Source organism: Pedobacter sp. GQ55, from assembly GCF_059758925.1.
In genome coordinates, this window is the sequence record NZ_JCAXEI010000002.1 from 707,432 (window position 1) to 723,574 (window position 16,143).

Sequence of the window (16,143 nt, forward strand, 5' to 3'; positions counted from 1 at the left end):
CTGTCAAATATTACTTTATCTTACTGGTATCAAGTTCCCAGTCGTCTGTTCTAAAAGGTGCTACGGGCAAACCGGCCCTACTAAAAAGATTACCCAGCCCTGCATTACTAAATTGGTAGCGGACAGCAACCGGTGCTTTTACTTGCTTATTTGAAACAATGATTTTATTACCTTTTATTTTAACCGCTGCAGGGTAAAACACTTTATCGGTGCCAGCTATAAAAATCTCCTTTGGTTTGTCGCCCTTCAGCACTAGTCCTGTTTCGGCGAAATCCAAATCAATCTCTGCATTACTTCCATTCACATTTAAAGATTTAAAAATTGGGCTTTTATAAGCGCCTTTTTTTAAGCCGTAGGTTTCAACTAAAGCCAAATTAGCCAACCGTAGACCTACATCCTTTTTATTGGTTGGATGGATGTTTAATGTATCGCTAACCAAATCAGAAACTACTACCATTCCTGTCTTTTCTATAGCGAGGTTTTTTGTCTGTGCTTCCCTCAATAATGCACCAATATTATAACTATCATACTTATAAGGAGCTATTTGTACATAATAAAAAGGGAAATTATTATTCCAGGCCTTGCGCCAGGCACTTATCATGGTATTCATTAATTCAGCATAGCTTGATGCAGTTGTGGTATTACTTTCGCCCTGGTACCAGATAGAACCTGCTATGTTATAATTAACAAGGGGAGCAATCATTGCATTGTAAGCGTAACCCGGGGCGATAGGCCACCATGGAGCAGGCGTTTTTTTTGCTGCCGCATCCTTTAAAATCGCATTACCTTCTACTAAATTTTCAGGTGTCCAAACTTCGGCAGGTGTACCACCCCAATTGCTGCTGATCAGTCCTATCGGCACGTTTAAATCTTTGTTCAACTCTTTCCCAAAATAATAGCCTACAGCACTAAATGCCTTTAAGGTATTGCTATCGCAAGCGACCCAGCTACCCTCGGTATTATCCTGAGGTGTTTTTGAAGTTGTTTTAGGTATTTTGAAGAGTTTAATATTTAGCTTACTAAGCTGCGCAAATTCTTCCTTAATGCTAGTAAGTCCATTATTGTGGCTCCACTCCATGTTAGATTGTCCACTGCATATCCATACTTCTCCGATAAATATATTTTCGAGTGTAATTTTATTTTCACCTTCAAGCACAACAGTATAAGGGCCACCTGCTTGTGGTGTTTGAATACTAATTTGCCAGCTTGCATTTCCATCTGTTAATGCTTCGATGGTTTTATTGTCCCATGAAGTAGTAATTTTTATCTTCTCACCAGGCGAACCCCAGCCCCAGAGCTTAGTGGCCGATTTCTGCTGTAATACCATATTGCTACTTAATATATTTGGCAAACGGATATTCGCATATAGGGAAAAGGTCAAAAAAGAAAGAATCAGGGATAGTAAGGTTTTTTTCATTTGGTTATATTTTCAATAGTTTAAAAGCGGTTTCTCCGTAAGAGATTTTGTCTTTAATATATAAAATTATTTATAAAGTGACCTCTCTGTAGCATTAAATCAACTTGAATATTTACAAAATCCTGATTTTTATTTCAAATTTTTAATTATTATTACATAAATTGATTATTTAGAAATTATCGTTCTTGGAATAGCGCTTTAGTATATTTGATAAAACTAAAAAGATATGTAACAAGCTATTATTATAAATTTGCGAAATCTTCAAAATATTTGACGCATTTAGCCCTTAAGAATCTTGAGCCAGAAACCTAAGAAATTTCAAATAGTAGCAAGACGATAAACAGAGCTCACGCTTATCGCGTGGGCCCTGCTTATCCGTTGTGCGGTCTCCTAGTACCTCTGGCTCGATAAGTGGGGTTCCGCGTTTTTTGCATTCACCCCTCCTATCAGATTCCATATAATATCAGCCATGATCATTAAATATGGAAGTACTCATAACAATACTTTACGCTCTAATTCTTTACCCACCAGATTGAGCAAAGCCGCCATGAATTGAGGGTTTATACAATGCCACGCAATCATTACACATTGCATAAGCAATTTTGAATTGTCTAAATACTAATTACTAGCTACTCCATACTAACATAACAACATTTAAAAAACGAATCAAATTATCGTAATGGTTGCACTTTGCCCAAAAATTCATCCTTAAAAAACATGAAGAAATTAAAGAAAACACCCAAACCTACCTATGTAATGGCTACAATATGTTTAAATTTCGTCAATATATCACGCAAAAAAGATCCTGAGCCAACTCTAGTTCATTTGAAATCGTTCCTTCAAGAATAACTTTACCTTGACAACAGCATTTTTCCTACATAGTTCAAATTTTTCAAGATCCAGTTCATATCGGATCTAGATTTGCAGATAGTGTGGGGATTCTTTTTTTCAATCTATCATTTGTTGTATCTTTACAGAGAGTGAAAAGATGGACTATTAAATTTTTAACTTAGTAATATGATTAATCAAGGTATTATTTCTGAAGAAGGCTTTGTAAAAAAGGGGCGCATGAAAAAATCACCCTTTCATATGCAACCTGAAGAATTAAAAAGATGGGAAGAAAAGGAAAAAGCCTACGTTCGTAATTATCTATTTTCTATTGGCCAGCCATTGGTCTATAAAAAAAATGGCAAAATGGTAGCTGAGTATGCTGATGGTCGAGTAGAAAACATCTAGCTTTGGCTAAAATTTACATCATTGCAGGCCCTCCAGGTGTTGGCAAAAGTACATCAGGAAGTTCGGTTGTTCCCGATGGACTTACTATATTAGATCCAGATCAAATTGCTAATCGCTATAAAACCCAAGGCTTTTCAGATTATAAGGACATAGGTAATTTAAGATTTAATGAGCTGGTAAAAAAAAAGCTTTTTAAAGGAGATGACTTTGTAATTGAATTAAATCTGGGTTATCAAAATCACTATGACTTTATAACCTCTATCAAAAATTTCAATACCGATAACACTATCGACGTACTACTATTCCACACAGACACCATTAATCTTTGCCTCCAAAGAGCGGAAAGAAGATACCAATCAGGACTTCATCTTGTTAAGCCTGACACCATCAAAGAGATGTATCAAAATACTATTCCTCTGTTAATGGCAAATTTTCCTTTGGTGTCAACTTTTGTTGCTGTAAATGTAACCCCTGAAGATCTACCAAAAATCTGCCTTGAATATAGTAGATCAGAAAATAAGCTAATCTTAGACAACCAGCACCCCAAATGGATAGAAGATGATCTTTTAAACTTTCTAGAATCACAGGTTAAACAGTCACAATCATTAAAAACTAAAATTCACAAAAGGACTAAGGGCATTAAAAGAAGAAAAGGCAAAGGTATCTAATTATCTAATCTACTTTAGCTATCTTTTCTTGAAATCCAGACTAACTATACGACTTGATATACATAATTGCAGAAATACGTTATATATGTAATTATACCTTCAATCGTGTCAACCGCGGTTATATACATTGGTGTAAGCACCGATGAGCAAGCTCAAAAAGGTTACTCAGAACGAAGCCAGGGAGACCGGCTTCAAAAATTCTGCACAGCCAGTAATATCGAAATTTCCGGGGTCATCTACGAAGATCATCCTGCCAAAACATTCCACAGGCCCGCCTGGTCAGGACTTATGGCAGATTTCAACGGTGGCAAGGCAAACAGGCCCAACCTTATCCTATTTACCAAATGGCACAGGTTCAGCAGAAATGCAGCAGATGGAAGTTCCATTATTAATAAAATAGAAACAAACTACCCAATACCCCCCTTAAAACGAAAAAAGGATGCCAGATCTTTTAAAATACGGCATCCAGTCTGGTGTCCTCGAAGGGATTCGAACCCCCATCATCAGAACCGGAATCTGACATTCTATCCATTGAACTACGAAGACAAAGTCCGCAAATATATAAAATTGATTGAATACATTAATGCCTGTTTTAGACATTAACGCATTATCCAACATTAAAAGCAATCAATAACTATTATCACCAGAAAAATATAGCAACTACGCTTTAACTATTTAATACAAAACAATATATTTACCCTATCAAGTTCTGTACGGATCAGAAAAATCAATATAACAACAAAGAACCAAATTAACCTTATGAAACTACATTTAACTCTATTGGTAATGATATGCCTTGTAATTGCAAGTTGCAGTAAAAAGCCTACTGAAAACCAACCCGACGATGATGTTAGTTTAGGTAATGACTCTTTGGTTAAAAGATTAAATCTAAAAATTACTGATAAACAAAATCTGATCGTTAAAGTATTGGTTTTTAAAGATAGTAAAGGTAGTTATGTAATTGCCGGAGCTAAGGACAAAAAATACTGGATAGGCTATTTTGATGGGTCTGGAAATCAATTAAAGGTTAAAACTTACACAGAAGATCCTACTGAAATTCCAACAGCTAGTGGAACTAAAGTCCAGGTGGGCTATAATTTTTATATCAGAATAAAAGAGGTAAATAAAGTTGTTTACATTACCCGACAAATGAGAGAAAGCCAGATAAATAATGCGGCCGATCCGTTTATTGAAGACTTCACTAAAATTGACATCAACAGCAGTGCAATTACGAATACTTACACCCCTGTAATACCTGGCAAAGATGAGCCTTTCACTTCTGAAATGTTGCCATGGACTAGTAGCCTTACCGAGATCACAAAAAGCAAATTAGACATTGCTGGTAAGATTATAAGCTCTGTAAATTATATATACAACCAACAAGGAACCCTGGCAGGAAGTTTTCCTTCTCCAAGAGACCTTAAATATGCTGAAAAGGCTTTATCTGATTCTGAATATATCCTAGTAACCAGCGATTTTCATTTTGTTTGTAAAAGACTGGCTGATAATTCTGTAAAATACGACATAGATCTTTTGGAAAAAATCGGAGAAATTAGAAGCGGTGTTATTAATGAAATAAAGATTAACAGCAGTTCAATTGAAATCGATTATTCGGTGGTTAACAAAGACGGTGTAAGCATCGATGTCAGAAACGAAATAAGGTCAACAACCGGAGAAGAGCTGTAAAGCCAATACAAGGCACCTTTGGTAATAGAATTGTTATATAATTTATTAAAGAAGGATTTTCTCTTTGATAAATGTTCTATTTGTTAAAAAATAATTATGCCCTCCGTTCAAAAGAAATCTGCCCCACTTTTACTTGTTGTATTGGCCTTTCTTATCGTTTACGCGGTATGGGGCTCAACCTATTTTTTCATTTCTAAAGCTGTAGCCGGCTTTCCACCATTCTTTTTAGGCGCATTTAGATTTATCATTGCAGGCACCCTCCTCCTTGGCTGGTGCATTTTTAATGGTTTACCCGTATTTAATAAAAAGAATATATTTCATGCAGGCATAAGCGGTATACTGATGCTTGGCGTGGGTAATGGAATAGTGATCTGGGTAGAACAATTTTTACCGAGTGGACTGGTTGCCATTATGGTTTCGTCAGCAGCAATCTGGTTCGTGATATTAGATAAGGGTAAATGGAAAGAAAACTTTAGCAACAAATTTACTGTTGCAGGTTTAATCATCGGCTTTTTAGGTGTAATTCTTTTATTCTGGGAACAGCTAACTGCCAGCTTCTCTGTGCAGCAAGACTCTCGAAATGTTCTTGGCATGATCCTTTTAATCATTGGCCCAATTGGCTGGGCTGGCGGGTCCTTGTATTCAAAATATCATCCCGCACCTGATACCCCTGCATCAGTTTCTACCGCATGGCAGATGTTAATTGCAGGAGTTTTATTTATACCGGGAAGTATGATTGCTGGAGAAATGAATGGCTTTCAGTTCCAAAATGTTCCTGAATCTGCATGGTGGTCAATTGTCTATCTGATTATATTTGGATCAATAGTGGCATTTAGCGCCTATGTATGGCTGTTACAGGTTCGCCCTGCAACACAGGTAAGCACTTATGCTTATGTAAACCCTGTGGTCGCGGTATTACTTGCTGTATTTTTTGCAAATGAGATCATAAGCATTATTCAGATAACAGGTCTAGTTATTATTTTGGCCAGTGTTTTACTCATTAACCTGTCTAAATATAAAAAGTCGCCCGTTAAGGCGACTTAATTCATAAACTAAAATTAACCAATATTAATTACCGCTAAATTTGCCTCACGATAATTAATTCTGGTGCTGAACTACAGAATAATACTTTAGTTCAATAATATCATTTGGTAAGGGTTTAGTGTTCCATGATTTGTGAATGGCCAAAGCTGCTCCAACTGAAGTTGCCTGCGCCATAAAGGCTGCAAATACTTCAAGTTCAGGAAATGCGATGGCCAGCAAATTCATAAATATGGCATTTTTACTAAATCCTCCGTCTACAAATATTCGTTTTACCTTGGTCCCCTTAAGCACCCTGTTTGTAGCTATATACTGCAGATTTACCAGATCTAAAACAAGTTGATGATAAGCTATAATATCTGATGAATAGTCTGCCAGGCTTCGCTCTCCAAAAGAAGTAATATCCGATTGGGGCTTTTGCTCCAGCTCTTCGATAATCTTTGGATCGTACGGAACAGAGCGATAAGTGATGATGTCTGTACCGAAATGAGTTGCAATTCGTTTCACCTGCTGTTCATGCTCATATCCTGAAAAAAGACGTGATGCTTTAACCGGCTTACCCTCGTATTGCAGATAACAAAGGCAATCATTTTCCAGCTCCTCTGCTGTAAGCGGGCTAGCGTTAAAAGGGTTAAGGCTAATACACCATGTACCTGTAGATAATAAAATAAATGGTTCGTGGAAATTTACCAAATAAGGCACCAAAGCCGCTGAGCTATCATGAAGCCCTGCCCCTACAGCATAATTGTTGCCTGGAAATGCAGCAGGCATTACACTGTTTGAAGGAACAATGGGTGCAAGCTTGTCAAATAGACCTTCTTTTTTAACCCATTCGTGGTATGTGTTTTTAGTGAAATCCCATAAGTTGGTATGACAGCCTATACTGGTAAGGTCCGAATATGCTTCGCCTGAAATCAGATAGCTAAGGTACTGCGGTAAATGAAGCGCATACTTTATTCTTTTAAAGAGTTCAGGGTTCTCGTATTTAATCCGATACAATTGCATTCCCGAATTCAGGCTCCCTAATACCGGAGATGCGGTGAGATTAGAGAACGCTTCTTTTCCTCCGTAGGTATTATAAAATTGTTCCGTGAGTTCCTCTGGATAGGCCTTCAGATAATTATATAGTGGTGCCAAAGGATTCCCGGTCTCATCTATATAAACAAAGCTGGCACCGTAAGTTGCAAAATTAATAGACTTTATTTCGAAAGCCGGATTTCTAAAAACCTCCCTTAAGGAATCAAAAATAGATAACCTTAAGCTTTCCAAATTCTCGCACGGGTCCCCATCCTCATCTACAGTTTCAGTAAAACGTGCTGATCTTTCAAAAACTATTTTATAGTTCTCATCAAAAAGAAACAGCTTCTTATTGGTTTTACCAACATCAAAAATCGCTATTACAGGGATTGCCTTCATTTTAACTCCCATCAATTACAACCCTGTTGCTACCGTTTTTGCTCCACGGTTTTTAATTAACTCTTGTCGCACATTGAATTTCCTGAAAGCTTCAAGCGGTGATAATGCTGCACCTGAACGTAAACGTGCTTCGGCTACCAACGGACGTACATCTGTTCTGAAGGCCTGCTGTAAGATTTCCTGACTGCGTGCTACATCATTCATAGCTTGTGCTTCCTGTAAAGCAACACGATCAACAGATAGTGCCTGAGCGTAAGCAATCATTATAGCCTCTACAGATTGTAAAAGATCTTCAAGCGGATCTTTTACATTATGTGATGCATCAATCATCCAACCCAGGTCTTCTCTATGATCCATTCCGCGGGCGTCCATACCTTCAACAAGTTCATTAAATATAAGGAACAGTTGATACGGTTTAATGCTACCGGCGGTTAAATCATCATCACCATATTTTGAATCGTTAAAGTGGAAACCACCTAGTTTTTCTTCCATTAGCAAAAGCGAAACAATTTGCTCAATATTTGCATTTGGCAGGTGGTGGCCAAGATCTACCAAAGTATATGCTTTTGGCCCTAGTTTATTGGCAAATAATAAAGATTGCCCCCAGTCTCCCACTGTTGTTGAATAAAAATTAGGCTCAAAAGCTTTATATTCTACAAATATCTTCCAGTCACTTGGTAAAGCTGCATAGATTTCGCGCAAACTTTCTAAAGTATTTTGAAAGGCTTTTCTGAAATTAAGCTGCCCCGGGAAACAAGATCCATCTGCCAGCCATACAGTAAGCGCTTTGGAACCCAATTCAATACCCTGACGAATAACTTCTATGTTATGGTCAATGGCATGTTTTCTCACAGCTTTATCTACGTGCTGTAACGATCCGAATTTATAACTCTGTGCCTGATCTGGCTGATCCTGAAACGTATTTGAGTTCATAGCATCAAAACGTAAACCATGCTGTGCAGCCAAAGCTTTAATTGCATTTGTATTATCAGCTACGTCCCATGGAATGTGTAAAGAAATAGCACCACTTGAGCCGTTAAGCTTGTGTAGCAAACCTATATCTTCAATTTTTTCTTCCAGATTTCTAGGTTCACCTCCTGAGGAGAAACGCCCAAATCTTGTTCCGCCTGTACCTAAAGCCCAGCTTGGAATAGCGATCTGGAAATCTACCAGTTTCTGAATAATACCTTGAGCGTTAGAAATTTCTGATGTAATGAAGTCAAGCTGACGCTCATGTTTGGCCAAAAGCTCGCTGTTATGTGATTCTAATTGATAATTTTCTAGTTTCATCTGTGTAGGTTTTAAGTTTTAACGAACAAAGGCATTTGCAACGCCCCCATCCACATTCAATACATTACCTGTTGATTTATTCATTAGTCCGCCAACAAAAGCAAAACATGCGTTAGAGATATCCTCAGGCAATATCACTTCATTAAGCAAGGTACGCTTTGCATAGAAAGCTGGCAACTCTTGTACCGTAATTCCATATGCTTTAGCTCTGCCTGCAGCCCATTCGCCTTCCCAAATCTTACTGTCTGATATTACAGCATCAGGGTTAACCGTATTTACGCGGATATGATCGGCCCCAAGTTCAGCTGCATTTAATCTGCTTAAGTGTAACTGAGCAGCTTTTGCAGATCCATAGCCAGCGTTGTTTGGTCCCGAAACCAATGCATTTTTACTAACTATATTCAATACATCGCCACCAGTAGCCTGTTTACGCATTATCTCTACCCCGGCCTGGGTAACAAGGAACTGACCCTTTACCAGAATATCATATAATAGATCCCAATCTTTTTCAGTATGCTCTTCAATAGGTTTTGAAATAGAGATACCGGCACAATTTACCACTATATCCACCCCTCCAAATTCCAGACTTGCGTCTTCAAAAGCATTTTTAATGCTTGCTGAATCGGTTACATCTAATATTACAGCAGTATAAGCATCCTTACCGAACTCATTGTTAAAGCTGTCGTTAGCTTTTTGCAGCCTGCCTGCATCATTATCATTGATTACAGCACATGCACCTTCTTCTATAAATTTGCGGGCAATGGCTTTACCAATACCGCCGGCGCTGCCAGTAATGAGGGCTACTTTACCCGAAAGTGGTTTTGGTTTAGGCATTCTTTGCAATTTTGCCTCTTCCAAAAGCCAATATTCAATATTGAATGCTTCCTGTCTCGGTAAAGAAGTGTATTCAGATATGGCTTCAGCGCCTTTCATTACATTGATGGCATTAGTATAAAACTCGGCAGCAACTCTGGCAGTTTGTTTATCCTTAGAGAAAGAGAACATTCCTATTCCAGGATATAATATAATTACCGGATTAGCATCGCGCATTGCCGGACTGTTATCATGTTTACAAGAATTATAATATTCGGCATACATTTTACGATATGCTTCAAATTCAGGAGCCAATCTTTCTTTCAGTGCTTTAACCTCACTGATGTCCTCATTAGGTGCAAGTTTAAGTACCAGCGGACTTATCTTAGTGCGCAGGAAATGATCAGGACAGCTTGTTCCAAGTGGCGCTAAACGATCTAAATCATTAGAGTTAATAAACTCCAGCACTCTTGCATCATCAGTAAAATGACCTGCCATATGCTTTTCACTTGAGCAGAATCCTCTTAATACAGGAGCAATAGCAGCGGCTTGTTTACGGCGTAGATTTTGTGCGGCACTTTCAATTTTCTGACCTCCAAATACAGGTTTTTTCTTACCGTAGTTGGCTTCAAGATATTCGGCACATTTTTCTATTACTTCAAGGGTATTGATATAACTTTCGAAGGCTGTATCTCCCCAGGTAAACAACCCGTGCGAGCCTAACATAATGCCTCTTATGCCTGGGTTTTCATCTAAACATTTACGTAATTGTAATCCAAGCTCAAAGCCTGGTTTTTGCCACGGTACCCAGCCAATTGTTCCGTTAAATAATTCTTTAGTGATACGTTCACCATCTTTAGCTGCTGCTATCGCAATTGCAGCATCTGGATGCAGGTGATCTATGTGTTTAAAAGGTAAAAAACCATGTAATGGCGTATCGATAGACGGAGCTTTAGATTTCAAGTCATATATGCAATGGTTAAACAATTCAACCATTTCATCTTCATGTGCAAGTCCTCTGTAAATATTTTTAAGATTACGCAAGCTATCCACATACAATGCAGCCAAACCGCTTTGTTTCAATGTACCTAAATCTCCTCCAGATCCTTTAACCCACATTACTTCGGTATCCTGCCCGGTTAAAGGGTGCTTTGCAATTGCCTTACAAGAGGTATTGCCACCTCCATAGTTTGTAAGTCTTAGATCAGCACCTAGTAAATTTGAACGGTAGATTAACAATGCAACCTCGTCACCAGCCAGTTCAGCAGCCTTTGCATCATCCCACAAATAACTTACATGTTTAAAATCAGTTGTTCTAACAGTCATAAAAATATTTCATTAATTAAATTTGTATTTACTTGATTGAGTTTCCGTAGCCAACAATTAGCACAGAAATAATAATAATAGCTATACCTGCTATCACGGTACCGAAAGTTTTCTTCTTTACTCCCGACCATTCCTTCAATGCAAGACCCCAGGCATTAGCAATTAGAATAATAAATGCCATGTGCAGTATCCATGAACTGGCTCCGTTACCTAGTTTACTTTCGCCCATTCCATAAAAGAAGAATTGCAAAAACCAGGTGGTACCTGCCAGCGCAGAAAATATGTAGTTCTTTAAAAGAGGTGTCTCTTTGTTGGTATAATCACCGAAAGTTTTGTTACGGAAATTCAAGATCATACACCAGATCAGGTTGGTAGTTAACCCGCCCCATAATATGAGGATATAAGTTACATTGTTTTGGAAAAGGAATTCGCCCTGCCCCGGATGTGTACTTTTCCAAATATCATTTGCGGCATTGGCCATGTCTTTTCCGGCATCAATACCAAATGCAAAACAAGCACTAAGGATACCCGAAATAATTGATACGGTAAGGCCCAGACCAATTTTGTATTCGTTATTAGATGGATCGGCCTTACCTGCCGCTACCAGGTCTTTTTCTTTCATACCGCCGGCCTTACCACAAACTATAATCCCTATAACGCAGATCGCTAATCCCAGTAAAACCATTTGTCCCCATTGGCTGTTCAACATATCTGTTAAACTATCCTTTCCGGGTTTTGGATTAAAATTATAATATATTGAAGGAATTATTGCTCCGAAAACAGAACATAGTCCGAGAATAATAGAGCTCCCTAATGATACCCCGAGGTACCTAACGCCTAAACCATAAGTTAATCCGCCTATTCCCCACAACGCGCCGAAAAAATAAGTAAGTAATAAGATTTTACCGTTTGTTGCAGCAATGATATCTGTAAAACCCGGGATGGTAAGCCATGCTGCAAAAGGCGGCACAAGTAACCACGAAAAGATACCACCTACAATCCAGTAACTCTCCCAGGCCCATCCTTTAACCTTCTTATAAGGAATATAAAAACTACCAGAGGCAAAACCTCCTATAAAATGGAAAATGACCCCGAAAATTACTTGCATATTTATTGAACTTTATATTTGGTTAAAATAATAAGCCTAATTTATACAAGTAGATTTTTAAAACTGTCATGTACTATCATGAAGAAGTACAAATAAATTCATTACAGTCTAAAAAAAATTAAATTGATGCTCTGCGGGTATAGTAAAAAGGCACTTCAATATGACGTCTGGAGTTATCCAGGATAAGATTTGCAGCCACAGTACCCATAAATCTAAAGTCAGTAGAAATAGTAGTAATACCGTTTAATAATATTTTCTTTAAAGGTGTTTCATTGTAAGATATTACGCCTACATTCTTTCCTATTTTATATTTCATACTAATAAGCCGCTCTAATAAAATCACCAGATCGGCTTCCATTAAATTAATAAAAGCTTCTCCTTCGTTTATCGGCTCTACAGATATGTCACTTACTACGTGATGAGAAAAGGCATACTGGTGACAAAAGCGATGGAACCCATCTAAAATCTCTTTAGGAAAATAACTTTTTTTAGGAAAAATGATTTTTAGTGTGTGGTATTTGCTAAGCTCATTACGAGCCTGTTCTAAAGCATCGTAAATATTCTTTTCAAAGTTTTCATAAGCCGCAGCATAATCGCCATCAACCCCTTTTATTTTTTTATCCAGTAAAACGAGTTTTTCTTTTGGAATGGTATTTATGATATCTCTGGCATATTCTTCGCCTTCAATAAAATGAGGAATAATCACATAATGAGAATATTCTTCTTTTTTATCGGTCAGAAATCGTTTAAAAAGTCTGAAATCATTGTTATAGATATAAAAATCCACGGATACATCCTCGCCCAATGCAGCAATAAATGCATCGTAAACAATCTTTTTATGTGCGCTAAGTTTATTGAAAAGTAGAAACACCTTTAGTTTCTGCTTAAAATCTATATTGGCAATATAATAGCCTTTACCCGGAACGGAGTTAATTACACCTATGTTTTTAAGGTACTTGTATCCTTTTTCAGCGGTATCACGCGAAATCTCCAACTTATAACTCAACTCATTAATAGAGGGCAATAAATTGTCTTTCTTTAACTTACCTAGCTCAACAGCTTTTATAATTGCGCTGGACAGTTGCAAATATTTAGGTGTTGCAGAATACTCATCAATATGAATAAAATCAAAAAACTTAGTCTTCATCTTTCTAAAAGTAAGTAATTTAATGCAATTCGGCTATATCAGACAAATAACTGCTATCTGATTTCAAACTGATATTTACCTGCCCCAACGTTTGTTTTACCAGTAACAGGTTTACCATCTTTAAAGGCTTTTTTCCCCTCTGTTAATGGAAAAGTAATTGTAGCACTTGAATTTGCAGGAATAGTTACGGTATAGATTACAGCATTTCCAGATCTTTTCCATGAAGACACGATCTTACCATAAGGACCATCATGCTCTGCCTCGAAATGTTCTAATCCTGAAACGAAATTAGGACGAAGCTGAATATTCTTAAATCCTGGTTGTTGTTCATCAGGATGAATTCCACCCAAACCTTTAAAGAACCAGCCTCCTATTTCACCAAACATCATGTGATTTAAAGAAATGTCTCTTTCAGCTTTTATATCCCAGTTTTCATATAAAGTAGTTGCTCCATTCACAATCCACCATCCCCATGAAGGGTAGGTATCTTGAGCGGCAAGTTTATATGCAGTTTCTGCCTGGCCATTATCACTCAATGCATTTAATATTGCTTTTGCACCCAAAACACCCACATCAAGATGCATTCCATCGGCAGCAACTCTTTTGGCAAGATTCTCTGCAACTTTTGCAATAAGCTCTTCTGGTACCAATCCCCATTGCAGGGCAACACTTAATTCAGTTTGTACACCTGATGCATAAATGCCCGTTGCGCGGTTTAAATACTTATCGTTTATTGCTTTTTTAATTTTCTCGGCAAGGTTGCTGTAGTAACTGTAATCACCCTGCTTACCGAACATTTTTGCCGCCTTCGCGAGGATAACTGCATCTACATAGTAATAAGTAGAAGAAGTATACTCTAATGATGATTGTGATTTAACAGGCACCCAATCGCCCCTACCAAAGGTTGTTAATCCCGCCGGACTAATTTGCTCTATGTAATTCACATATCTTTTAATGCTGTTATAAGAATCTGAAAGCAACTTGCTATCGCCGTAAAACATATATATATTCCATGGAATTATTGCAATTGTACTTGTCCAGTCGGTTCCATTTGCTGATCCATAGCCCCATCCACCTGTAGGTATAATATCAGGAAGTACGCCATTTGGTTGTTGCTCATCCCTGTGGTCGGCAAGCCATTTTTCATAAACCGTGATTCCGTCAAAATTAAACAGGCCTGTTTCAACAGCAAAGTGCCCATCGCCAGTCCATCCATTCTTTTCTCTTTGCGGACAATCGGTAGGATACCCCATTAGGTTAGACAAGTAAGAATTGTTGGTTGCCCACCATAACCGGTCAATTAGCTTATTTGAAGAGCTTATTTTACCTGTCGCGGTAACATCACTGTGCATGAAGTAGCCGGTGATACTTTCTTTAGTTAATTGTATAGGCTTACTGCTGGTTATCTCAACATACTGGAATCCCTTGTAATTGAACTTAGGCATAAACTCAAGTTCCCCTTTACCTGATAAGGTAACGATATCTGTTTGAAAAGGATCGGTATTGTCTTTCGGGCGATAGTAAACATCAATATTAGATAGGTCTAATCTTCCATTAGCATGCAAACGTTCGCCATGCTTAATACGAATAACAGTTCCTTCCTCTCCGCTTACTTTCATTTTTGTAACTCCGGAAATATTGCGACCCAGATCAAAAACATATACGGTGTCATTAACCTTTTGCATTGTTTTCGAAGGAATTTCTTCGACATTACGAATTGGCTGCATTACCTGACTTACAACATTATTTGATGGAGCAGCTCTAAGCGAGATTCCATTCCACTTCTTATCATCAAAATCTGCAGTATTCCAACCTGGTTGTTCCTTACGCGCATCATAATGCTCGGCAGTATAAATATTGTTAAGCACTATTGGACTTGAACTTGTTTTCCAGTCGCCACCGGAAGTAACCACATCAACAGTTCCATCTTCATAAGTGATTCTTAAATCCAGACAAAAAGTAGGTCTTGCTCTCCAGGGTGCCTTGTCAAAATTCCATACCGCAATAGATTGATGGTTATACCATCCATTGCCAAGTAAAACACCAACAGCATTTTTACCTTTTTGAAGTTGCGCAGTAACATCGTAAGAAACATACAAGTTACGTCTGTCGAAACGGGTGTACATAGGATCAAGTCTATGATTGCCTACTTTTTTCCCATTTAAATATAATTCGTATAAACCAGCAGCAGCAATATATGCCCTTGCAGATTTTATTTTTTTAGCGGGTTCAAATACTTTTCTGAAATATGGAGCCTCACGTTTATCAATATCGTTACCGTCACTAATCCAGGTACCTTTCCAGTTGTCGACTTTCATCATTCCTGTTTCGAAACTCGCCACCGCACCAGATGAAGCTGGTTTACCATCTTTATCCCAAAGCTCAACAAACCAGTAGTATTTAGTAAATGGCTCCAGGGTTTTGCCTTTATAATTAACAAGGTTGGCAGACGAGGTTACTTTGCCAGACTCCCATGAAAGCCCCTTTTTTCTTGCTACTTCTGATGAATCTTTACCTACAATAATTCTATAGGCAGTTTGTTTAGCACCCTGACGGGTATCTGCCATCATCCACGACAAGCGCGGATTTAACAAATCTACCCCAATTGGGTTTATCAAATGTTCGCATTGCAAACCGGAGGGTTTAACTTCATTAGAGTATGCTTTTTCTACCATAGGAATGGCGAAAAGTATCAGCAAGAAAGAATAAAGAAATTTCATTAGAATATTCAGGTAAAGTTGAGTGTGTTTACAATGTTAATTTTCTTAGGCATTTTCAGCAACCTGTACTGTCCTGCTCAAAATACAGAATATTTATTTTATTAATTTCTATAGGAATACTAGATTATTCCTATATTTGTCGCAGCAAATGGTTCTTAAAACTTCCTGCTTATCAAGAAAGACTGAGGGATTGGCCCTATGATGTCTTAGCAACCTCTACAATTTATTGTAAAAGGTGCTAATTCCAATTCGCTGCAAAGCGGAAAAGATAAGAT

11 protein-coding genes, 1 tRNA gene, 1 pseudogene and 1 riboswitch are annotated in these 16,143 nt (G+C 37.9%); of the genes and pseudogenes, 5 read left to right on the plus strand and 8 right to left on the minus strand.

The genetic code is table 11. The features are described 5' to 3' along the window. Positions 1-10: 10 nt before the first annotated feature. Positions 11-1,417, minus strand: coding sequence for a sialate O-acetylesterase (locus AC6CH7_RS07900; RefSeq protein WP_498262157.1), 1,407 nt, complete (start codon positions 1,415-1,417; stop codon positions 11-13). Positions 1,418-2,434: 1,017 nt separating this feature from the next. Between AC6CH7_RS07900 and AC6CH7_RS07905 the strand changes: the two genes are divergently transcribed. The 3 genes and pseudogenes from AC6CH7_RS07905 to AC6CH7_RS07915 form a co-directional block, all read left to right on the plus strand. Then, on the plus strand, positions 2,435-2,653 hold the full coding sequence (locus AC6CH7_RS07905; RefSeq protein WP_498262158.1) for a hypothetical protein: 219 nt from the start codon (positions 2,435-2,437) through the stop codon (positions 2,651-2,653). 2 nt (positions 2,654-2,655) lie between these two features. After that, the gene (locus tag AC6CH7_RS07910) at positions 2,656-3,321 is read left to right on the plus strand and encodes a hypothetical protein (protein WP_498262159.1); all 666 of its coding nucleotides are present in this window, start codon (positions 2,656-2,658) and stop codon (positions 3,319-3,321) included. A 105-nt stretch (positions 3,322-3,426) separates the two neighbouring features. Continuing rightward, a pseudogene (locus AC6CH7_RS07915) lies at positions 3,427-3,666 on the plus strand (recombinase family protein); the annotation flags it as partial. Positions 3,667-3,792: 126 nt separating this feature from the next. Here AC6CH7_RS07915 and AC6CH7_RS07920 read toward each other — a convergent pair. Further along, positions 3,793-3,867: transfer RNA gene (locus AC6CH7_RS07920), tRNA-Arg, on the minus strand. Positions 3,868-4,080: 213 nt separating this feature from the next. On the opposite strand from AC6CH7_RS07920, the gene AC6CH7_RS07925 reads away from it, so the two are divergent. Together AC6CH7_RS07925 and AC6CH7_RS07930 are read left to right on the plus strand one after the other, a co-directional pair. Next, the gene (locus AC6CH7_RS07925; RefSeq protein ID WP_498262160.1) at positions 4,081-5,007 is read left to right on the plus strand and encodes a hypothetical protein; all 927 of its coding nucleotides are present in this window, start codon (positions 4,081-4,083) and stop codon (positions 5,005-5,007) included. A 96-nt stretch (positions 5,008-5,103) separates the two neighbouring features. Continuing rightward, on the plus strand, positions 5,104-6,051 hold the full coding sequence (locus tag AC6CH7_RS07930; protein WP_498262161.1) for an EamA family transporter: 948 nt from the start codon (positions 5,104-5,106) through the stop codon (positions 6,049-6,051). Positions 6,052-6,105: 54 nt separating this feature from the next. On the opposite strand, the gene AC6CH7_RS07935 is transcribed toward AC6CH7_RS07930, so the two are convergent. From AC6CH7_RS07935 to AC6CH7_RS07960, 6 genes are all read right to left on the minus strand, one after another. Beyond that, positions 6,106-7,464: an FGGY-family carbohydrate kinase gene (locus AC6CH7_RS07935; protein ID WP_498262162.1), complete on the minus strand. Its 1,359-nt coding sequence runs from the start codon at positions 7,462-7,464 to the stop codon at positions 6,106-6,108. A gap of 15 nt (positions 7,465-7,479) precedes the next feature. Beyond that, positions 7,480-8,754, minus strand: a complete 1,275-nt coding sequence (locus AC6CH7_RS07940; RefSeq protein WP_498262163.1) for a sugar isomerase — start codon at positions 8,752-8,754, stop codon at positions 7,480-7,482. Positions 8,755-8,772: 18 nt separating this feature from the next. Next, entirely contained in the window at positions 8,773-10,893 is a 2,121-nt protein-coding gene (locus AC6CH7_RS07945; RefSeq protein ID WP_498262164.1) for a bifunctional aldolase/short-chain dehydrogenase, read from the minus strand. A 28-nt stretch (positions 10,894-10,921) separates the two neighbouring features. Further along, on the minus strand, positions 10,922-12,001 hold the full coding sequence (gene rhaT, locus AC6CH7_RS07950) for an L-rhamnose/proton symporter RhaT (protein WP_498262165.1): 1,080 nt from the start codon (positions 11,999-12,001) through the stop codon (positions 10,922-10,924). 118 nt (positions 12,002-12,119) lie between these two features. Then, on the minus strand, positions 12,120-13,148 hold the full coding sequence (locus AC6CH7_RS07955) for a GntR family transcriptional regulator (protein WP_498262166.1): 1,029 nt from the start codon (positions 13,146-13,148) through the stop codon (positions 12,120-12,122). A gap of 53 nt (positions 13,149-13,201) precedes the next feature. After that, positions 13,202-15,868: an alpha-L-rhamnosidase gene (locus tag AC6CH7_RS07960; protein ID WP_498262167.1), complete on the minus strand. Its 2,667-nt coding sequence runs from the start codon at positions 15,866-15,868 to the stop codon at positions 13,202-13,204. Positions 15,869-16,034: 166 nt separating this feature from the next. Then, positions 16,035-16,143: riboswitch (SAM riboswitch) on the plus strand.